Genomic DNA, 20,309 nt, shown 5'->3' with positions numbered 1-20,309 from the left:
TTAACAGTAAAGGCTATTTTCCTAGTTTTGTTCATAAATAAAATTTTGACCATGTCATTGATACTAAAGAGTGTTACTTCTTTCCGGGCTGTTCATACTGAAGGACTTGAAGAAGAGGAAATCCGCAAAAATGAATACCGTTTCCAGGTTTCAAACTATGATGGTAAAGGGAACCTTGTAAGTGAAGAGTCTTATTTACCAGAAGGTGATCTTGAACATAAGTCAACCTATACCTATAATGGGTTAGGGCAATTGATCGAAGAGATTCTGCTGGAAGGTGATGAATTTATTTCGGAGCACAAAACCATGGAATATGATTCAGAGGGGCGATTATTAAAGGAGGTGTTGCACTACTCCGATGAGTCTTTTGATGAGACCACCATTAGTTATGATTCCTTTAACAGGGTTATAGGCAGAACTACCCAAAGTGATGAAGGAGAGGCAGGGAATCGCATGGTAATGGAATATGAATCAGATCTTTTGATAGCCGAAATCGAATTTGATGAAGAGAACAATATCATCTTAGAAAAGAGGCTGGAATATGATGAAAAAGGAAATTTGATTTCTGAATCGCTATCATCACCAGAAGGAACTTCAAAGCTAACCTTTGAGTATGATGAAGCAGGGAATCGCTCTATTACAAGAAGGTATGACAATGAAGGCAGACTGGTCGAGAAAAACAGCTATTCACGTGATGAGCAGGGAAGAGTGAAAGAAGTAAAAGAAGAAAGCCGCTCTGGGATTGAGATTTTAAAGATGGAATATGATACAAATGGGAACAATACCATCCAGGAAACGGTTGATAGTAATGATTTGGCTATTAGCCGGATCGAAAGAGTTTATGATGATCATAACAGGATTATTCAAACAAGAGTTAATGTTGCCGGGTCAGGACAAAGGCCTGCCCAGGATTACAGGATCAGGTTTGAAAATGAGTATTATTCTGAATAATCGATCCAGTGTAAATTAAAGTTGGGTTGATGTGTTGTATTTGCTGGAATATCATTCCAGGGTCAAAATCATCTATTCACTTTCAACTTCAACTGGCAGGGGTTTGACAATCACCTTCTTTTTCCAGTTTCCTTTTAGATAATAAAGGTAGGAGAGAACCATTCCGACTGCCCACGCAGTGGGAATTGACCACCAGATTCCGATATACCCAAAATGAGTTGAAAAATACCATGCCAGTGGAATGCGGATAATCCAGAGTGAAAACAGGGTAATGAACATTGGAATGAGTGTATCTCCGGCACCTCTCATGACTCCGCCAACCACAAACATTGTGGAAAAGAACACATAAAAAGTACCCACAATAACAAGGTAATGTGAGCCGATCTCAATAACGGCGGGATCACTGTTGAAGAGTCCCATCAAAGCCCTTGGAAAGACCACCACCAGGAGGGAGGTCAGTAATGCCAATGCTGATGACATATACATTGTCGCCCTGAAACCAAGTTTTACCCTGTCAATTTTTCTTGCGCCAAGGTTTTGTCCAACAAAGGTTGAGAGCGCCACACCAAAATTCATTGCAGGCATCCCGGCAAGGGAGTCAATTCGTCCGGCAACACTGTAGGCAGCAATAACATCCGTTCCAAAATCATTCACAATTCTCATCACTGCCAGCATCCCGAGAGCAACAAAAGTCTGTTGAAATCCTGAAGGGAGGCCGATAGCTAAACTTTTTCTAAAGATTCCCCAGTCGAATTCAAGGTTTTTCAAAGAGAGATTCACGACTTCATGCTTCTTATTCAGGTAGATAATGCCGGTAAAGAAAGCACCTGCTTGTGCGATAACTGTTGCAAATGCAGCACCAGCCACTCCCCAACGGAATATGGCAACAAATAAAACAGCCAGGACAATATTGATCAGGGTCGAAATTATAAGGAAGTAGAGCGGTGTTTTGGAATCACCCAATCCCCTGAGGATTGCACTGGTGCCATTAAATCCGAAGAAAAAGATTATACCCAGGAGGTACACATTAAAATAGGTAACTGCCTGTGGCATAATATCCGCAGGAAGTTTAATAAGTCGGAAAATGGGACCGCTGAAAGCAAGTCCAAGGATAGTGACCAGGATGGAAGCAAAAAAAAGGAAGATATATAAAGTATCCATGGCTTTCTTAACCATCTTCATATCCCTGGCACCGAAATATTGAGCAATGATTACGGTGGTCCCCATAGCAACACCAACCACAAAGGAGATAAGCATAAAAATGAGGGGGAAAGAGGCTCCAACTGCAGCCAGTGCTTCTTTGCCAATGAACTTTCCAACAATAATACTGTCAGCAATATTGTAAAATTGCTGGAAAACATTGCCGATCAACATGGGTACGGCAAAAAGAAAAATCAACCGGCCGCTATTACCTACCGTCAGGTCTTTCATAGAATTTCATTAGAAGAATTCAGTTTAGGCGGCCGAAGTGGATATTAAACTATTTTGAAAGATAGTCCTGGGTCATTTGCTCAACACTGATTAATCCTTGAGTTTCGATCAATGCTAACAGATCCGGGATTTTCTCTTCTCCGGTTGCATGTCGTGCCAGTTCTTCCAACTCCTGAAGTGCTTTTGCGGCTTCAGAAATCATAAAATAGTTAAAATGTGGTTTTAGTTTGTGGGCCTGCACGCGTAAGGGCTCCCATTCTCTTTTTTCAAATAATGACTTTAAAGAGGCAATAGATGTTGGAGTACTTGCAACAAACATTCCTATGATCGATTCTAAAAATTCAGGATCATCGGCTTCAAACATTTCGAGGGAGTAAAGTCTTCCTGACTTTGCCTGGTTTTTTTCTTCACCAGGTATATGGCTTAAATCATTCATTGGCAACGAGATGTATTGTTTGAGTTTTAATTCAAGTTCACGCTTCTTTAAGGGCTTGTGTAAACAGTTATCAAATCCGGATGAAGCAATTTCTTCCAATACTTCAGGATCATTATGACTTGTCAGGCCGATTAGAATAAAACGCTTTTCACAATCATTAAAATGTTCACGGACATGCCTGGCAGTCTGCATCCCATTCATTATTGGAAGTTCAATATCCATCAATACTAAAGAGGAAGGATACCGGTGAATCTGGTCTATTAGCTCTTTCCCATTTTCAAAACAATCACATTCATACCCTAACTGAGTGAGATATCTTGAAAATAGGAAGCGGTCAGAATCAGAATCTTCAACCAGTAAAATCTTATTATTGAGTAACATTAGTAAAAGTGGAATAAGTGGTTTGTTTACAAAAATATAAAGTTAATCGAATTAATGATGAATTGTTTAGAAATCTGAGATTTCCTTTTTCACCAATGCCTTAGTAGAAAGCATACCACAAGCGGCATCGATATCTTTTCCACGTGAAGCCCTGATAGTGGTGACGATTCCTTTATCATTAAGCGCCTTTTGAAAAGCCAGTAATCGGGTTTCATCTGTCCCTGTAAGGGGTACACCCGGCACCTCATGAAAACGGATGAGGTTAATTCTGCACCTGGTTTTATTCAATAATCGGGCTAGTTCCTTTACATGGCGTTGTGTATCATTTACTTCGCTGAAAACAATATACTCCATTGATACCCTGCGATATTTTCCCAGGTCGAATTGTGAAATGGTATCTATTACCTCTTTAATCGGGTAAACATGCTGAATAGGCATTAGTTTTCTTCTTTCCTCATCGAAAGGTGAATGAAGGCTTACAGCCAGGTTGCATTTACTTTTCTCAAGGAAGGTTTTCATCGCTGGTATAATACCGATAGTTGACACGGTAACTTTTCTGACACTTATTGCAAATCCATATTCTGAAGTGAGGATTTCCTGTGCCTTCATAACAGCCTCCAGGTTGTCGAAAGGCTCTCCCATCCCCATGAATACAATATTTGTAATCTCTTGTCTCTCTGGAAGGGAGCGAAGTTGATTTAGAATTTCTCCACTGGAAAGATTTGCCTGGAATCCTTGTTTTCCTGTCATGCAGAAAAGACATCCCATCTTACAGCCTACCTGGGTCGAAACACATAACGTCTGCCGCCTCTGATCAGGAATAAATGCTGCTTCAATAAATTTGGCACCGGAAGTGGAATACAGGTATTTCTTTGTGCCGTCCGTTGAAGTTTGAACTTTAACAGGATCACTGATTCCCAGGGTATAGTTTTCATCTAAGAGGATTCTGATCTTCTTAGAGATATTGGTCATCTCATCAATTGACCTTATAGATGTTTTATAAAGCCAATATGCGATCTGCCCTGCTGTAAATGAAGGGAGTTCATGTTTTCTGGCCAGTTCCTGGAGTTCAGATAAGGTTTTCCCGAGCAAAGACTCTTTTCTTTGCAAGGTAACAGGATCATGCATCTTCTCAGAAATAGATTTCAGCTACAATGTGATTAAATGGGATTCCTTTATTTAATAAGATTTCACGACATTCAACCACCATTTCAGCACTACCGCAAAGGTAATACTTTTGATCTAATGGCAGGTTTTCCTGTTCTTCAAGAAATTGGGTGACTCGTCCCTGGTAAAGTCCTTCGCCTGATTCCTGGGAACAACACCTGATATACCTGTTGTCTAAGGCTTTACTAAGTTCTTCATTAAAATAGAATGAATCAGCGGTCCGTCCGCCATGCACGAGTACTTTGTTCCCGCCCATGCCTGAACGTAGCATACTGGTGAAAGGAGCCAGTCCTGTTCCTGCTGCAATCCACCATGCCGGATCATTGGTTCCCTCATAGATTCCGAAAGGAGGGGTGATCCAAATCCGATCACCCGGATTCAGTTGAGCCAGATTTGGAGTTAGTTGTCCCCCAGGCTTGATATTGTATAAGATACTAACCTGATCATCATTATCTCCACTTGCTATGCTATATAGCCTGGGATCATCATTTTGGGAAAGCCCGATTCCAAGAACCTGTCCGGCCCTGAAGTTAAAGTCCCGGAGGAAAGATAGAACATATACTGATGGAGCTATTTCTATGTTAGAAAGTACTGGTACCGATTTCAGTTGGATAAGTGGTTTTGTTTCTGTTACTGACATTTGATTAATATTATTTCGTTATCCTTAAACACTTACTTGTCCTATTGGTTCATTTTATTCATCATTAAAGATAAAAAACTATCCTGTCAAATGTTGGACAGGATAGCAATAGGCAATCAGGAATTACTCAAAACAGGCATGTCAAACAAGATCAATGCCTGATGTTTTATAAACATATCAATCAGGTGTGATATAAGTAATTTTAACCCAATCATGATATGCTTTTCCTGCAATACCTGGTGAAGTGCTTCCAAGTAAGAGGTTCTTTTTCTAGCAATGACTTATGAACCTGTTTTGGTGTAATCCATACCAGCTCATTGTCTAGATAGAAGTGAGCAAGCCTGTTCTTAGGGATAACTATTTTCATTTTATGCCAACCGTTTACGATATTATCTACCGTTGCAGCATATTCTCCCGGACTTGAAATGGAACCATCTTCCAGTAAGGCTTCAATCTGTAACCAGGTATGATGCCGGGCTGCCGGAGGTACATTCCCCATTTCTGATCCAAGATATTTCATTCTCATCATAATTCCCGATTCTACAGGTTGGTTACTACCAAGAGGATTGGGATTAAGAATGCGGGTAACTCCTATTGAAGGACAGATACATGTTCCTGAAGGATTAGTAAGGTTTATGTACACTTCAGTTTCAATGATGTAACCTCTGCCATCTCCAATCACAGTTTTTGAAACCGCACTATTTCCATAGGGTGGGTTTCCATTGTTGTCATATAAGCCATATCGGTCAAAATCATTATGGATCCAATTTGGCTTTTGACTGCCGAAAAAATTCCAGTTTAAACTAAGGTTAGATTGTGAAATAAAGTCTTCTTTCCAATCTATAAACATGATGTTGTCAATCTCAACCGGGACTGTCAATTCACTTTGTGGCTTTAAGTTAACCGGAATACTATCATTCTCCTCCTTAGTACATGCAGAAAAAAGGAAAGCAATGATCAGAAAAAGTAACATGCTTAATTTGAAATAGATTGTTTTCATAATAATGTGTGTTAATGTTTTGTAAGTGAACATTTAGATCAATCCAATTTTTGGTTTACGATAAACCAGACTCCTGATTGCGGATTTAAAGTTATATCGGATAACAATTGAATGAAAATTGATATCCCGAAGCAAGAGAATGAAATTTGCATTATTTGCAAAAGGAGATTCTTATTCAGTTCTCAATCTTAAAAGAAATGTCAAATCTTTCAAATTACTGAATATTAATTGTATATGATGCAAGATTCTCATTAAAGAAAAATGCTGTTTTCAAGTAAGTCCCAAATATTTCTGATTTAGTAATATCTATTGAACACTATTTGCGATATTCCCTAAACCAATAATAATAGTTGCTATTTTTAATATAATGTCGTATCTTTAGATTAATAATTGAAAAAAAGATGGATGATAGTATATCAATCCAGCAAAAATTGTTTAAAAATTTAAAAAATCTAGATCATTCACAAGTTTCATTTGTACACCTTGTCTCCGAATTGCTGGGTATTAGTTACGATAGTGCTTATAGGCGCATTAGAGATGAAAAGAGCCTCTCTATTAATGAACTTGTTATTCTTGCAACTCATTTTCATGTTTCAATCGACGACTTGGTTCATGGTAGTGGCAGATCCCTATATTTTCAACAATTTCCAATTGTACAGACAGAAGATAGTTTTTATGGATGGTTAGAGTTCATATTAGATGAACTTAGCTATTTCAAAAGTAAAAAGAGAATGTAATATATGCAGCAAGAGATGTTCCAATTTTTTACTATTTTGATTTTCCGGATATTATTGAGTTCAAGTTTTATATGTGGAAGAAAATGTTGTTAGGTGATTCATCTTATCAGGATCAACTTTTTACATTCTCTGGAAATCTTGAGCCATGCCACTATGAAATGGGAACTAAGATTCTGGATTATTATATCCGGCTACCAATTATTGAACTTTGGAATTATGAGACATTTAATGGTATCCTTCACCAGGTTGAATATGCCTGGCTATCTGGTTTTTTTGCTGATAAAAATGACATTCTAAGATTATGCCATTCGCTGGATGAGTTTATCCACCATATGCAACGACAGGTGGCTAAAGGTGTCCAGAATTAGGAAGGTTCCGAAATCAATGAATTTGGTTGTTACTTTAGTGTTTACCTGAATGAGGTATTTCTAGCTGATAATACTATTTTGATTGAATATGATGATCAAAAGTCTATAATATTTACCTACAATACACTCAATTTTATTAAAACGCATAATGAGGTTTTCTTTAATGAAGTGAAATCATCTTTGCAAATCCTAATTGAATCTTCTGTTCCTATTAGTGGCACTGCAGCTAAAGAAAGAAATCATTTCTTCTCAGGGTTATTGGAAAATTACAAAATTTGTGGAATTGGTAAAGCAACTAGTGATTTATGTGGATTCTTGGATTTCTGTTAAAATTAATTTTTCTTGAATCACAATGCCTGAAATACTTAAAATTAGTTTTAGTAATAAATTAATTATAGTTTACCGTAACAAACAAGCCTGATTCATTGGTGTAAGTCCCCGCAGATTGTGCCGCCCCAACATTTAGGGTTGCACCGACTTTTATTTCCTGGGAACCACTATTAAGTGTACCTGTATTGGAAGGTGAACTTACAAAAGTCTCTACTGACATGGTGCCGGATGGGCCAGTAAGAATAATTGCTGAACTGGGGAGTGTAATGGAATAGGTGCTGTTTCCCTCTCCTGATATAGTAAAGGAAGCTGCAGATACGGTTCCGGTAACAATCGGGAGGGTGACACCTCCGTTTTTTGTGCGGGAACCGGTTGTTGGTAACACAACTGAGCCTGCAAGGGTAGGACTTACAGCTATATTTCCAAAATTCATATCAACATCTTTTTCAATGGCAATTGGAGTGATGAGAGTAGCAGTTGTAGTAGCAGTAGCCGTTACCTGTGCATAAGTTCCTATCAGAGTAACAAATGAGAAAAGTGAAAGTAAGATGATTTTTTTCATGGAATGTTATGTTGAGTGAATAGATTAATCGAATTCAATGTTTTGCAGCGTTAATGGATCACCTATAGGATGATTTGAAACAAAATCAGATGTCGGAAGCTATAGTTTTTTTTACTACAAATTTTTAACAGTGATGGTTTATAATTAATCCCATAAATCCAATAAGGTAATCACCTGGAAGAAATATAGTATTCTGATCAATAGTGAATTAATGATTCAGAAATTTTTAGAATGAAAAACTGGATGCAGGTGCAATGAATTCTGCCCGGGGCCAAAATAATAGAATAAAAAAAGACGCTGCCATCGGCAGCGTCTTACCATTAGCTAACACTCTTCCTAGCTAGTTATAGTTAACGGTCACGAATAAGCTGGATTCATTAGTGTAAGTTCCTGCAGCCTGAGCAGCACCTACATTCAGGGTAGCTCCTACTTTTACTTCCTGGCTGCCATTGTTCAGGGCGCCTGTGTTGGAAGGGGTGCTTACAAAGTTTTCAACGGTCATTGTACCTGATGGACTGGTCAATGTGATGGCTGAAGAAGGTAAAGTGATAGAGTATGTGCTATTGCCTTCTCCGGTTACTGTGAAAGAAGCGGCTGAAACAGTTCCTGTTACTACGGGGAGGGTAACTCCACCGGTCTTGGTGCGTGCTCCTGAAGTTGGGAGAACAACGGTACCGCCTAATGTTGGACTTACGGCGATATTACCGAAATTCATATCTATGTCTTTTTCGATGGCGATCGGGGTGATGATGGTTGCTGTGGTTGATGCAGTTGCAGTTACCTGTGCAAAAGAAGTGGCAGTGAATCCGAGAACGATGATAGCGAGAGCAAATAAGTTTTTCATTGGAGTAGAGTTCTTTAGTTATGTTAGTTTTTACGAGTTCGTTTGTGTGATAATACTATTACCAAAGCTATGCCAGAGTTAATGGGAAAATTTATTTTTGAAAAATACTTTTTGAAGAATTATGTAATATGCAGATAATCAAATGTTAGTAGAAATAATAGTAAGTTAATTCTGACAAATATTTTTACAGTATTCAGTTTTGAATGGAGTAGTGTGGTAAAATAATTTTACAAAGTGTAAAAAAAAGATATCTGGACAAATGCACACTTCATGCATCTTTGTGGAAAAAATCAATAAAAAGCAGAACCCATTTGAGGGGATTGGATCTTAAAAAAAAGAGCCCTGACAGGAATCAGGGCTAAATGGGGGAAACATATCTTATGTTAATTTTTATTCCATTAACTAAATGGAAAGCAAAATTGCCGTTTCAAAGAGATCTAGTGGTTACGTGCCCACACGGAATAATATTGACTGGTAAAAGATAGAGGCAGCATATCGGCTATTGCACAATCCATCTTTTGCAGGAAAAATGAGTGTCGTGCAACTAATGAGAATGGGAATACATTTTCTACGAAATTCCCGGATTTTTTCTTCACGATGGTAAAGCCCCGATTTTCAGCCAAATTTCTAAGATGATTCATGGAGAAAAACTGGATATGATCAAGGGCTTCTGCAGATGATTGATCAGTATCTCCCTTGTATCCCAAAGCTGATTTAGTGCTTCTCATCATTTTAGCAAAAATGCCTTGCCCGGTCTTGAGATTCTGTACAGGTTTGGTAATCAATACTTCCCTGGGGCCAAAGCCATTTGGAACTGTAACTATAGCAATGCCATCCGGACGAAGCAGATTTTTAAAATTATCTACCAGTTTACCCGGATCATGCAAGTGCTCCAGTATCTCGCTACAGACTATCACATCATATTTTTCATCTGCTTTTAGCTTCATTTGTTCAGCATCTTCTACCCGGAAACTTAATCCGGGGGTGCTTCCGAATTTGCGATTTGCTGATTTGATGGTCGTCTCACTTATATCAATGCCCAGCACCTGGTGGCCATAATGAGCCATTTGATAACAAATATTTCCTTCACCACATCCTATTTCCAGGATGTTTAGAGGTTCTGACCCTTTGGCAGGAAGATTATCAATGATAAATTTAAGTCTCTTGATGTCTTCTGCCTTACTATACAAGGTGTAGTTAACGAATTTCATTTTTTGCCGATTGATGATAGACTTACTTTTATGAATCTATGTGTTAATATCTCAAATCGAAGAAAGTAACATAGAGATACCTGATTCTTGAAAGAAAATTTGGATGGTTGGAATTTTGTATTGTTGTAAACTCATTATATGTATGAATTATAATAGATTGAATTCCACTCCACAAATGCCACGAACCCATCGATTGATTTACAAATTCTCACGAATAAATTAGCATTTAAATCTCTGTTATTTGTCGGAAGTAATCGTCATCAAGGCGGATCTTATTAACACAAATGACTCAAACGCTGTCAGGGAAATTGAATTGAACCAATTTTTGATGTGTGATTTTTAACTGAAGTTGGCAAAATTGGATTTTGGATTTTTTCCGCCAGTTGTCGGATGGATTTTGCATTTTGTGTTTTTCATTTTCACTTTGCATTTTAAATAAAAAAACACCGCCCTTGTGGGACGGTGTCGCGGGGTTTTTGGTTGTTATATTTTAGTTGTAGTTAACCGTTACGAATAAGCTTGATTCGTTGGTGTAAGTTCCTGCAGCCTGGGCAGCGCCTACATTCAGGGTAGCTCCTACTTTTACTTCCTGGCTGCCATTGTTCAGGGCGCCTGTGTTGGAAGGGGTGCTTACAAAGTTTTCAACGGTCATTGTACCTGATGGACTGGTCAATGTGATGGCTGAAGAAGGTAAGGTGATAGAGTAAGTGCTGTTGCCTTCTCCGGTTACTGTGAATGAAGCGGCTGAAACGGTTCCTGTAACAACTGGGAGGGTAACTCCACCGGTCTTGGTGCGTGCTCCTGAAGTTGGGAGAACAACGGTACCGCCTAATGTTGGACTAACGGCGATGTTACCGAAATTCATATCTACATCTTTTTCAATGGCGATCGGGGTGATGATGGTTGCTGTGGTTGAAGCGGTTGCGGTAACCTGAGCGAAAGAAGTGGCAGTGAATCCGAGAACGATGATAGCGAGGGCGAGTAAGTTTTTCATTGGAGTAGAGTTTTTTGAGTGAGGTTAGTTTTTGTGAGTTCGTTGTTGTGCCATATCTATTTCCAAAGTCGTGCCAAAGAGCAAAAATGAATGAAAAATGCAAAAATTAAAATGCAAAAATTAGAATGAAAAGTGTGTAATAACTTAATATACAATTAATTAAAAATTTGTAAATATTTTTGAAAAAAATGCCGTTATCATCTTAAGTATAAAATTCTTGGAGGGAGGATGTAAGATTTTTTATCATCATGTAAAATAATTTACATGCCTGCGATGGGAAAATGGAAGTTAGAGTAAATAATGGAACACGAATCCCGATTGACCACCCTTCGCAAATTTCGTTTCGAATCTCGAAGCAATCCGCCGGCTTGGCGGACGAAAAGGTGCTAGACATTGCATACCCAAGTATCTGTATTAATCGGCAAAAGTGATAATCCGTGAGTCCGACGGATCCTCGTCCCCATTAGACACCTGCTCCTATGCCGGGCTGATTGGACATCTTTAGATCAATTTTTGCACCGTACTATGGTAGAATATTGTCAGAGACGATGCTAAAGCCCTGGTCCTCTCATGTGATGATAAAGTTCCATTATGCCCAGCACATTATTAACACATATGCCTCAAATGAATTCACCCCATGGTTTCCGGGGAACTTCCGAGCTAGTTGGAATTCGTAGTCGGGGCTGCAATCACCTCCAAACTCCGTAACCTAAGCTGAGTTCCAAGCTAGAAGTGGGTAAAATTGAAATGTCTCATGGTTTAAAAATGACTCTTAGTTAAATTTAGTTTTTCATTTTTGATTATTCTATTCTTGGGCTTTTTTTTACGATTTTGCAATATGAATAAAAAACAGGTATTTGATTTGACGGTAGATCAAGGAAGCTTGTATCTGGGGTGTTATATTTTAGTTGTAGTTAACTGTTACAAATAAGCTGGATTCGTTGGTATAAGTTCCTGCAGCCTGTGCAGCGCCTACATTCAGGGTAGCTCCTACTTTTACTTCCTGGCTGCCATTGTTCAGGGCGCCTGTGTTGGAAGGGGTGCTTACAAAGTTTTCAACGGTCATTGTACCTGATGGACTGGTCAATGTGATGGCTGAAGAAGGTAAAGTGATAGAGTAAGTGCTGTTGCCTTCTCCGGTTACTGTGAATGAAGCGGCTGAAACGGTTCCTGTAACAACTGGGAGGGTAACTCCACCGGTCTTGGTGCGTGCTCCTGAAGTTGGGAGAACAACGGTACCGCCTAATGTTGGACTAACGGCGATGTTACCGAAATTCATATCAACATCTTTTTCAATGGCGATTGGGGTGATGATGGTTGCTGTGGTTGATGCGGTTGCGGTTACCTGAGCGAAAGAAGTGGCAGTGAATCCGAGAACGATGATAGCGAGGGCGAGTAAGTTTTTCATTGGAGTAGAGTTTTTTGAGTGAGGTTAGTTTGTGTAAGTTCGTTGTTGTGCCATATCTATTTCCAAAGGCGTGCCAAAGAGCGAAAATGAATGTAAAATGTAAAATGCAAAATGCAAAAATTATAATTAAAAACTGTAACAATTAATATACAATAAATTAAAAATTTATAAATATTTTGAAAAAAATATGGATATCATCGTAGTATTTAAACCAGGAGGGAGGATGTAAGATTTTTTATCATCATGTAAAATAATCTACATGCCTGCGGTGGGAAATTGGAAGTTAAGCGGTAATTATTGGAACACGAATCCGCCGGCAAGCAGGCGCGTTCCATTTTTAAAAGCCAACGCATTTTAAATTTAGTACCTGCCCGACTGAAGAAATCTTCATCCGCCAGTATTCTAAGATTAAATCAAATTTTCCTGTAACTCAATTACCAATACCTCATTGGGTAATCACTACTTTAAGGGTTTCAGAGTAGTTGCCTGTTTGAAGGAGCAGAAAATAAGTGCCAGGTTTTAACTTATTTTTGAGTTGCTCAGAAAACAATGGGAGGGTAAAACGCCCTTCTGGTTTTCTTGCATCTGCCAATGTAGCAATATGACGTCCCAAGGCATCCAGGATTTCAATGAAAATATGTGTGCTTTCGGGCAAATCCACAGTGATAGTGGATGTGTAGATAACCGGATTCGGATGTACCGTTAGCAAATGTGCAAGTTCTTCCTTTTCTGGAGACGGGATGCCTGTATGAATGCCTCTTTCGGCCAGGAGCAGGCGGTTTCCCATGCCTCCCAAAATGTACCCGTTTTCGGTTACCCGGATGGATTCAACATAGCCCTGGAAACCGATATTAGCAGAACTAAGCGGAGGATAATAAGGCATCCAGCTTAAACCACCATCCATCGATTCCTGGAAGAATGCATCCCCGGCATCTATAGCTGCTATACGATTCTCCATCCTACCTGAAAAATGGCGCCCGCTGCTTTCCGATACTTTATTCCAGTGATTCCCGCCATCAGTTGTCCTGAAGATTCCGCTTTCACCGTTCGGCACAGCAGCCAGGCCGGTGTTTTCATCGAGCCACAGCATTTCGGAAACATAACTGGAAATGCCTGTACTGGCAATCAATGTCCAGGTACTGCCACCGTCAATCGTTTTATAAAAAACTGGCTGGTTGCTGATGTTTTGACAGGAAACATAGCCTGTTGTCGCAGTTGCAAAAGCAATGGCTGAAAGGTAAAGCGTATTTACGGGCAGCCCTCCTTCCACTACTTGCCAGCTGGCTCCCTGGTCAGCACTCCTGTATATATTTCCACCTCCCTGGGTGGAATAGGTTGCTGCAAAATAGCGGTCGACGGCGGGTGTTGCAAAATTATCAATCCTGTAATCGGTGGGAAGCGTACTTGCATTCCAGGTAGTGCCTCCATCCAGGGTGTACCTGATATCACCATAGGAACCCAATACTCCATGCTGGTTGTCGGCAAACTGTATATCGTAAACCCAGCGAAGGCCGGGAGGCGTTGCAGGCAAATACCAGCTTTGACCGCCGTTATCGCTTCTGAAGAAACTCCCGTTGTTGGTTCCTGAATTGGGCTGGTTATTGGCAAAGAGGGTTCCGTCGGGCCGTTTTCCTATAGTGATAATAGGTGCAGAAGGAAAAACAGCCAAGTTCTCAACTGCATCCGAAATGGTATTTCCCCCGTCATTCGTATAATAAATATCTCCCAGATCGGAACCGAAAAGGATGCGCTCACCGTTTTTTACAATACAGGCAGAACCAATGTTGTTATAGGAAGCTTTCAGTGTCCAGTTTTCCCCGGCATCTGTGGTCTCCCAGAGATCGCCCCCTTCCTGGAAACTCACTGCAAACCAATGGGAGGGGTCCAGGACAAGGGTTCGGAAGCGATAATCAATTCCTGAAAACATGGAGACATGATTCCAGGAAATTCCCCCGTTGGTGGTTTTCCAATAGCCAAAATCTTCGATGGCATAACCAGTAGCATCGTCAGTGAAGTAAATTTCGTTTAATCCGAAATAGGGGGGAGCGGCCACCTGCGACCAGCTGTTCCCTCCATCTGTGGTGTGCATAAATAAACCGGATCCAACCACATACCCTTCCAGTTGGGTTTTCCAGCAATGGTGCCTTGCATATCCGGTACCCCCCGGACCCTTATTGGTCCATGAAAGTCCGTCGTCGAAGGATAGCAGGACTTTTCCTGACTGGCCTGCAGCAGATATCCCTCCCCCGGGTATAAGAGCAAGGTCATACAGCCTTCCAGCATCCGGATAGGATAGGGTTTGCCAGCTTATTCCCTGGTCGGTGCTACGAAGGATGCGCCCGGAATTCCCGGAAGCGATCATGGTGCCGGCCGATGTCAGGATGATATCATACAGATCGTTGCAGAGGCTGTCTGCTGTAAGGGAAATGGCCCAACTTGTTCCCCCGTCAATACTCTTCAAAATTTGCCCACAGCCAGTAACAGCCCAGCCCATATTTGAATCCTGGAAGACAATGTTATAAATAGTATTCCCCTGGGGAGAAGGGTGCCCCCAATGATAGGAATAAGCCTGGGCTTGCAAGGGTTGCTGGCTGATTAGCAGGAAAGATACGATTGTACATGAAAGTATCTGCCGGAAATGAGATAGTATATGTAAATGCATAGTATTGATAGTAATAGGTTAAAATTCAATAAACCCGGAAATGCCTGCAATGTTCAGATCAGAGGCTAATTATCTTAAGGTTAGGGCTTAGCATTGTTCGTGGTGGGACAACTTGCAAATCCAATAGCAAAGCTTGTCAGCTTGCCGATATGATTTAAGTGCATTGGGAATAGGGAAAGAAGCACAAGATTGACTAGAAGTGTCAACTCTCCATGTCCCTCCCTTTCGAAAGGAAGGGAACAATTGTTGCCAACTAGCAAATTTGAAAAAAGGATGAATCCCTGGATTCTCCACGATTCTAGATGGTGCCCGAATGAGACTACTGGAAAGAATGATGTCCTAATTGCTTACCCTGGATTTCAGATCCCAGGTTCGCCAATGCACGATTGCCTGCAGTTCTTATTCTTTAATTATTTTCGAAATGCTATTGCTACCATCCACCGTATAAAAAGCAATAAAATAAACTCCGGGGGACAGATCTGATATATCGATCCTTCCGCTCTGAATTTCCTGTGGACTGACCGATTTTACTACCTGCCCATGCAGATTAATGATTTTTACGGCTTTTATGTTTGATATCTCATTTTTGGACCTGTCAATTCGTAAAAACTGCGTTGCAGGGTTTGGATAAACAGAATAGGTATTCGAAACAAATGCTTTTATTGAATTCAGCAATACAGCTGAATCAGCTGTTTTAGCCAGAAAAACGGAATAGGGATCATAGCTTACACTATTCCCGGTGACAATAAAATCATTATCCATTGCCTGAATGATTGCGGTGGGATACTGTTGCAAAAGCTGATCAAGGTCCCTCCTCCATACTTTATTCCCGGTGCTGTCCAGTTTAATAAGTACAGGATGAGGGTTAAGTGCATCAATGGATTCTCCTATTAATGCGTATCCTCCATCATAGCTGCGGGTAGATGTAAATACCTGTACATCATTTTCAACCAGGGTGTTCGTCCAGTTTAGACTACCCGAATTATTGAAGTTGGATATGATCGTATTTTCAAGAGATACCCCGTAAACTTTTGCAATAACTGTAATGTTTCCATTGTTACTATAAACATTAACCAGTTCGGAGTAATTTTCGGAGGTTGAATCTATGGTTTTGTTCCATTGCTCTATGCCCAGGCTGTCCGTTTTAATGAGATATCCTTTTAATCCGCCGTTTTGATCATTCATACTTCCGGCCAATGCAAAACCGCCATCCGAAGTTTCAACAAGGGTGGTTGCAAATTGCTCTACCCTGTCGTTATGGTAATAATGCCGGGTCCATAAGGAGTCACCTGTTGCATTTGTTTTTATTAGATGAAATGAAGTGTAGGGCGTAAAATTGGTGTCGAGTTTTGCGAACCACGATTGTATAACGAGGTTGCCATCTGACAGTTCTTTAACATCCACTCCTATATCTGAAACTTGTTCCCCATAGCTTTTGTACCAGAGCATGGTTCCCAAGGTATCTATTTTCGAAACGAGAATATCCTGTAAGGTTGATCCGGCTATGCAACTATGATCAATCATTCCCACCACTATGTAATTCCCATCCATCGTTTTGATGATCTTCCTGAATTCCAGTCCGCTGGTATTGGGAATGGAGTAATATTGAGTTGAGAGCAGGTTGCCTGCTGCATCCGATTTTTTAATAAAACCGGCATATCCCTGGGTAGCGCTGATCAGGGTATCCATTTTTCCTGCCATTATATAGGAGCCATCGCTGTTTTGAAGAACAGAATTTGATGAAATGGATTGACTGCCGTTGTAGTAATGCCGGGTAAAATTTGTCTGGGCTGCACAGCCTAGAGCGGCCATGAAAAGAATTGAGAGTATGCATTTGTACATGGCAGTTTGTAGTTAAGTAGGTGGTATGGTTTAACAAGTCAGATGTAAGCATCATGCCTGCTCTGTTACTTTATAATGGATTGATAATGTAGTGGTAACATTGTCAACATGTACATTGTTCATTCATGAGACTGTTGCAAGGAGGTTTATGCCGTTGATATGTGCCGGGAGCACTCCAAGGAACTGCAGATTAGTGCATATCTGATTAATCTGTGATATATTGCAAATCTAAAGGCTGACGGACTAAATTCCCTCGGTCAGGCGGGTTTTGCTGAAGGAGTCTTGCCCACTTTGCATTTTGTTTTCATGCCACGAATTTAACCCCTGGTAAGTTTTTTTATTTGGTTCAATCCGAAGCATTAAATCCTTGTCCATGCAGATTTAAAATCCTTCTGTAAGCGTGTTTTGAATTTTGGATTTTGGATTTTTCATTTTGTATTTTTCATTTTTCATTTTGCATTTTGTATTTTTCACTTTGCATTTTAAAAAAAAACACCGCCCTTGTGGGACGGTGTCGCGGGGTTTTTGGTTGTTATATCTTAGTTGTAATTAACAGTCACGAATAAGCTGGATTCGTTGGTATAAGTTCCAGCAGCCTGTGCAGCGCCTACATTCAGGGTAGCTCCTACTTTTACTTCCTGGCTGCCATTGTTCAGGGCGCCTGTGTTGGAAGGGGTGCTTACAAAGTTTTCAACGGTCATTGTACCTGATGGACTGGTCAATGTGATGGCTGAAGAAGGTAAGGTGATAGAGTAAGTACTGTTGCCTTCTCCGGTTACTGTGAATGAAGCGGCTGAAACGGTTCCTGTAACAACTGGGAGGGTAACTCCACCGGTCTTGGTGCGTGCTCCTGAAGTTGGGAGAACAACGGTACCGCCTAATGTTGGACTAACGGCGATGTTACCGAAATTCATATCTACATCTTTTTCAATGGCGATTGGGGTGATGATGGTTGCTGTTGTTGATGCGGTTGCGGTAACCTGAGCGAAAGAAGTGGCAGTGAATCCGAGAACGATGATAGCGAGGGCGAGTAAGTTTTTCATTGGAGTAGAGTTTTTTGAGTGAGGTTAGTTTGTGTAAGTTCGTTGTTGTGCCATATCTATTTCCAAAGTCGTGCCAAAGAGCAAAAATGCAAAATGCAAAATGCAAAAATTAAAATGAAAAACCTGTAATTACTTATTATACAATACTTTAAAAAATGTAAAATAATTTAAAAAAAATTATGGATGTCCCCGATTGAATAAAAACCTGGGAGGGAGGATGTAAGATTTTTTACCTACATGTAAAATAATTTACATGCCTTCGGTGGAAATTGATGTTAGAGGCAATTATTGGAAATAATGAAACGAATAAAAGGCGAATCCGCCGGCTATTCGGACGAATAAATCGATTTGCTTTTGCATAATTAGATCGGTTTCAATCCGCGAAGTAATCCGTCAGCCGACGGATCCGCGTGCCATTTGGACTGCCAGCGCATTTTGCGGATTGAATTTTTTATCCATTTATGCTTAAGAATATTTTAAGAGGTGATTCTCTTTAATGCAATTAGTAATTACAAGGGGAACATTATTAACACAAATGACTCAAACGCTGTCACGGCAGTTGAATAAACACAAATATGTAATAGGTGAGTTAAGCTTAAGTGGTAAAATTAACCTTGAAACTCTAAAAGCATACTTTGCAATTTTCTTTTTTCTTTTTTCTTTTTTCATTTTGCACTTTTCATTTTGCACTTTGCTTTTTGGGTTTTTTATCCACAAATGCCTATAATCCGTCATTTGACAGACGAATTTTAACGAATAAATAGCGTTTACTTTCTAATCAAGGAATTGATGGAGTTTCGAGAAAAGTTCATCCCGTCTGATAGGCTTTGGGATATAGTCATTACATCCGGAAGCTATACATGTTTCTCTGTCGCCACTGAGAGAATAGGCTGTAACTGCAATAATTGGAATATCAGGACGGAGATTTTATAATTTTGTAGCTTCAGGCCATTGAGAAATGGCATATTAATATCCATGAGGATCAGGTCCACCTTTTGAGTGCTTTTGCATAGATCCACAGCTTCCTGACCATTGTGCGCGTATAAGCCTGGCATTGGTTTTGGAAAGCAACCTTTCCATATATACATAATTAATGTCATCGTCTTCAGCAACCAGGAGGGTAATTGAGCTGAAGTCCTCGTCAGCATGGTCACTGCTTTTGGTTTGCAGCAGTTTCCAATGGAAGATAAGGAATATGAAAATTGAAAGTAGATCCTTTACAGGTGTTGATTTTACCCATATTTTCCCTCCCAGGAATTCGATGAAAGCTTTTAGCAATGGCAAGGCCAAGACCGAGCCCCATATTTTCGGGTATAAGAATCCTCAAGTTGTCTGAATCTTTCAAAGATTATTTCTGATTTTCAGGAGATATTCCAATGCCTGTATCTTTTACATAAACTCAATGATGGAATCTTGAGATTATAACCAGTTCAATGCTTCCTTTATCGCAGAATTTGATTGCATTTCTCCATAAGGTTACCAATGATTTGCTTCTAATTTCATATCATCAAAATTGATCATTGAAGACTCATCATTCATTCCGGGTGGCAAGTAAATTTCAACTTCTTGTTTTTAGCTGAAGGTTGAAACCTCAGGACTAACTCCTCAGCATTGCATTAGGTTGAAAGCTATTGGATTATCCTTAATCCGCTGGTGGCTATCTTGGAAATCTCCACAATATCATTCATTATTTTTAGAAGTTGCTGCGAACTCTTGCTGATAATTTTAACATATTCTGGTTTTTCTTTTTCCGGGTAATCAGGTGATAGTAACAGGTCAGCATATCCCATGATCGCATTCAAAGCATTTACCACAACGTTTCTGGTATGTTTTAGTGTGAGTAACTCAACTCAAAATTCAGGATTTTCCATGATTTAAGAGGTTTTCAATCAGTTTCTGCCTTTGTTCCGGGGAAATTTATAGATCGTATCGATGTGTATTCCAAGTAGTTCAGGAATTGAATTGCTTTCCAGAATTTTACAAAGTGGTTCATTTACTTGTCAGAAACTTGCATCCAATGACTGAATATATTCCGATTATAGCATTATCAACAAGTTGCCTGTATTTTCTTTCAGAGGCCTCCCATTAGTTATTTCCACAATTTTCGTTCAGGTAATATCCCGTTTAATGGCTGATAACAATATTGCTTTATCACTATTATACACCGAGAATTGTGTTTTTTCTGATATTATAAAATCTCTCATCCTTTCTCCTGTTGATTAATTCACCTCGCCAAGGCTATCACCATTGAGGACGCTTGTTTCCCAAAAGCGATCTTTGTAGAAGTCTCTGTCTATGAATT

At 39.9% G+C, this 20,309-nt stretch carries 18 protein-coding genes; 3 read left to right on the top strand and 15 right to left on the bottom strand.

Features of this window, described 5'->3' with window-relative positions:
- Positions 1-51 precede the first annotated feature (51 nt).
- Complete coding sequence (locus tag IPH84_16615; protein ID MBK7174811.1) at positions 52-951, top strand: hypothetical protein; 900 nt, start codon at positions 52-54, stop codon at positions 949-951.
- 72 nt (positions 952-1,023) lie between these two features.
- Here the strand turns inward: IPH84_16615 and IPH84_16610 are convergent, their stop codons facing one another.
- The 5 genes from IPH84_16610 to IPH84_16590 form a co-directional block, all read right to left on the bottom strand.
- Positions 1,024-2,382, bottom strand: coding sequence for an MATE family efflux transporter (locus IPH84_16610; protein MBK7174810.1), 1,359 nt, complete (start codon positions 2,380-2,382; stop codon positions 1,024-1,026).
- Between the two features lie 49 nt (positions 2,383-2,431).
- A complete protein-coding gene (locus tag IPH84_16605) occupies positions 2,432-3,199 on the bottom strand; it encodes a response regulator (protein MBK7174809.1) in 768 nt (255 codons plus the stop codon).
- Positions 3,200-3,265: 66 nt separating this feature from the next.
- On the bottom strand, positions 3,266-4,327 hold the full coding sequence (rlmN, locus tag IPH84_16600) for a 23S rRNA (adenine(2503)-C(2))-methyltransferase RlmN (protein ID MBK7174808.1): 1,062 nt from the start codon (positions 4,325-4,327) through the stop codon (positions 3,266-3,268).
- 4 nt (positions 4,328-4,331) lie between these two features.
- Positions 4,332-5,006, bottom strand: coding sequence for an oxidoreductase (locus IPH84_16595; protein MBK7174807.1), 675 nt, complete (start codon positions 5,004-5,006; stop codon positions 4,332-4,334).
- Positions 5,007-5,217: 211 nt separating this feature from the next.
- Positions 5,218-6,006: a hypothetical protein gene (locus tag IPH84_16590; protein ID MBK7174806.1), complete on the bottom strand. Its 789-nt coding sequence runs from the start codon at positions 6,004-6,006 to the stop codon at positions 5,218-5,220.
- Between the two features lie 401 nt (positions 6,007-6,407).
- Between IPH84_16590 and IPH84_16585 the strand changes: the two genes are divergently transcribed.
- Both IPH84_16585 and IPH84_16580 read left to right on the top strand, forming a co-directional pair.
- Positions 6,408-6,743, top strand: a complete 336-nt coding sequence (locus IPH84_16585; protein MBK7174805.1) for a hypothetical protein — start codon at positions 6,408-6,410, stop codon at positions 6,741-6,743.
- Positions 6,744-6,901: 158 nt separating this feature from the next.
- On the top strand, positions 6,902-7,111 hold the full coding sequence (locus tag IPH84_16580) for a hypothetical protein (protein ID MBK7174804.1): 210 nt from the start codon (positions 6,902-6,904) through the stop codon (positions 7,109-7,111).
- Positions 7,112-7,499: 388 nt separating this feature from the next.
- Here the strand turns inward: IPH84_16580 and IPH84_16575 are convergent, their stop codons facing one another.
- The 10 genes from IPH84_16575 to IPH84_16530 all read right to left on the bottom strand — a co-directional run bounded on the left by IPH84_16575 (position 7,500) and on the right by IPH84_16530 (position 19,821).
- Positions 7,500-8,003: a DUF4402 domain-containing protein gene (locus tag IPH84_16575; protein MBK7174803.1), complete on the bottom strand. Its 504-nt coding sequence runs from the start codon at positions 8,001-8,003 to the stop codon at positions 7,500-7,502.
- A 340-nt stretch (positions 8,004-8,343) separates the two neighbouring features.
- The gene (locus tag IPH84_16570; protein ID MBK7174802.1) at positions 8,344-8,847 is read right to left on the bottom strand and encodes a DUF4402 domain-containing protein; all 504 of its coding nucleotides are present in this window, start codon (positions 8,845-8,847) and stop codon (positions 8,344-8,346) included.
- Positions 8,848-9,284: 437 nt separating this feature from the next.
- Entirely contained in the window at positions 9,285-10,058 is a 774-nt protein-coding gene (locus tag IPH84_16565; protein ID MBK7174801.1) for a class I SAM-dependent methyltransferase, read from the bottom strand.
- 490 nt (positions 10,059-10,548) lie between these two features.
- The gene (locus IPH84_16560) at positions 10,549-11,052 is read right to left on the bottom strand and encodes a DUF4402 domain-containing protein (protein ID MBK7174800.1); all 504 of its coding nucleotides are present in this window, start codon (positions 11,050-11,052) and stop codon (positions 10,549-10,551) included.
- Between the two features lie 904 nt (positions 11,053-11,956).
- Positions 11,957-12,460 carry a DUF4402 domain-containing protein gene (locus tag IPH84_16555; GenBank protein ID MBK7174799.1) on the bottom strand — a complete coding sequence of 168 codons (504 nt, stop codon included), beginning with the start codon at positions 12,458-12,460 and terminating at the stop codon, positions 11,957-11,959.
- 445 nt (positions 12,461-12,905) lie between these two features.
- Positions 12,906-15,122: a T9SS type A sorting domain-containing protein gene (locus IPH84_16550; protein ID MBK7174798.1), complete on the bottom strand. Its 2,217-nt coding sequence runs from the start codon at positions 15,120-15,122 to the stop codon at positions 12,906-12,908.
- A gap of 399 nt (positions 15,123-15,521) precedes the next feature.
- Complete coding sequence (locus tag IPH84_16545; GenBank protein MBK7174797.1) at positions 15,522-16,964, bottom strand: T9SS type A sorting domain-containing protein; 1,443 nt, start codon at positions 16,962-16,964, stop codon at positions 15,522-15,524.
- Positions 16,965-17,503: 539 nt separating this feature from the next.
- Entirely contained in the window at positions 17,504-18,007 is a 504-nt protein-coding gene (locus tag IPH84_16540; GenBank protein MBK7174796.1) for a DUF4402 domain-containing protein, read from the bottom strand.
- Positions 18,008-18,973: 966 nt separating this feature from the next.
- Positions 18,974-19,291: a hypothetical protein gene (locus IPH84_16535; protein ID MBK7174795.1), complete on the bottom strand. Its 318-nt coding sequence runs from the start codon at positions 19,289-19,291 to the stop codon at positions 18,974-18,976.
- A gap of 344 nt (positions 19,292-19,635) precedes the next feature.
- Positions 19,636-19,821 carry a hypothetical protein gene (locus IPH84_16530; protein ID MBK7174794.1) on the bottom strand — a complete coding sequence of 62 codons (186 nt, stop codon included), beginning with the start codon at positions 19,819-19,821 and terminating at the stop codon, positions 19,636-19,638.
- Positions 19,822-20,309 lie beyond the last annotated feature (488 nt).

The organism is Bacteroidales bacterium (genome assembly GCA_016707785.1).
Taxonomy (GTDB): domain Bacteria; phylum Bacteroidota; class Bacteroidia; order Bacteroidales; family UBA4417; genus UBA4417.
The sequence above is the reverse complement of the archived record's forward strand: the minus strand, read 5'-3'. Positions and strand labels throughout refer to the sequence as shown.

Coding starts and splice junctions, on each gene's coding strand:
- IPH84_16615 (MBK7174811.1), top strand. CDS start 52: ATGTCATTGATACTAAAGAGTGTTACTTCTTTCCGGGCTGTTCATACT.
- IPH84_16610 (MBK7174810.1), bottom strand. CDS start 2,382: ATGAAAGACCTGACGGTAGGTAATAGCGGCCGGTTGATTTTTCTTTTT.
- IPH84_16605 (MBK7174809.1), bottom strand. CDS start 3,199: ATGTTACTCAATAATAAGATTTTACTGGTTGAAGATTCTGATTCTGAC.
- rlmN (MBK7174808.1), bottom strand. CDS start 4,327: ATGCATGATCCTGTTACCTTGCAAAGAAAAGAGTCTTTGCTCGGGAAA.
- IPH84_16595 (MBK7174807.1), bottom strand. CDS start 5,006: ATGTCAGTAACAGAAACAAAACCACTTATCCAACTGAAATCGGTACCA.
- IPH84_16590 (MBK7174806.1), bottom strand. CDS start 6,006: ATGAAAACAATCTATTTCAAATTAAGCATGTTACTTTTTCTGATCATT.
- IPH84_16585 (MBK7174805.1), top strand. CDS start 6,408: ATGGATGATAGTATATCAATCCAGCAAAAATTGTTTAAAAATTTAAAA.
- IPH84_16580 (MBK7174804.1), top strand. CDS start 6,902: ATGGGAACTAAGATTCTGGATTATTATATCCGGCTACCAATTATTGAA.
- IPH84_16575 (MBK7174803.1), bottom strand. CDS start 8,003: ATGAAAAAAATCATCTTACTTTCACTTTTCTCATTTGTTACTCTGATA.
- IPH84_16570 (MBK7174802.1), bottom strand. CDS start 8,847: ATGAAAAACTTATTTGCTCTCGCTATCATCGTTCTCGGATTCACTGCC.
- IPH84_16565 (MBK7174801.1), bottom strand. CDS start 10,058: ATGAAATTCGTTAACTACACCTTGTATAGTAAGGCAGAAGACATCAAG.
- IPH84_16560 (MBK7174800.1), bottom strand. CDS start 11,052: ATGAAAAACTTACTCGCCCTCGCTATCATCGTTCTCGGATTCACTGCC.
- IPH84_16555 (MBK7174799.1), bottom strand. CDS start 12,460: ATGAAAAACTTACTCGCCCTCGCTATCATCGTTCTCGGATTCACTGCC.
- IPH84_16550 (MBK7174798.1), bottom strand. CDS start 15,122: ATGCATTTACATATACTATCTCATTTCCGGCAGATACTTTCATGTACA.
- IPH84_16545 (MBK7174797.1), bottom strand. CDS start 16,964: ATGTACAAATGCATACTCTCAATTCTTTTCATGGCCGCTCTAGGCTGT.
- IPH84_16540 (MBK7174796.1), bottom strand. CDS start 18,007: ATGAAAAACTTACTCGCCCTCGCTATCATCGTTCTCGGATTCACTGCC.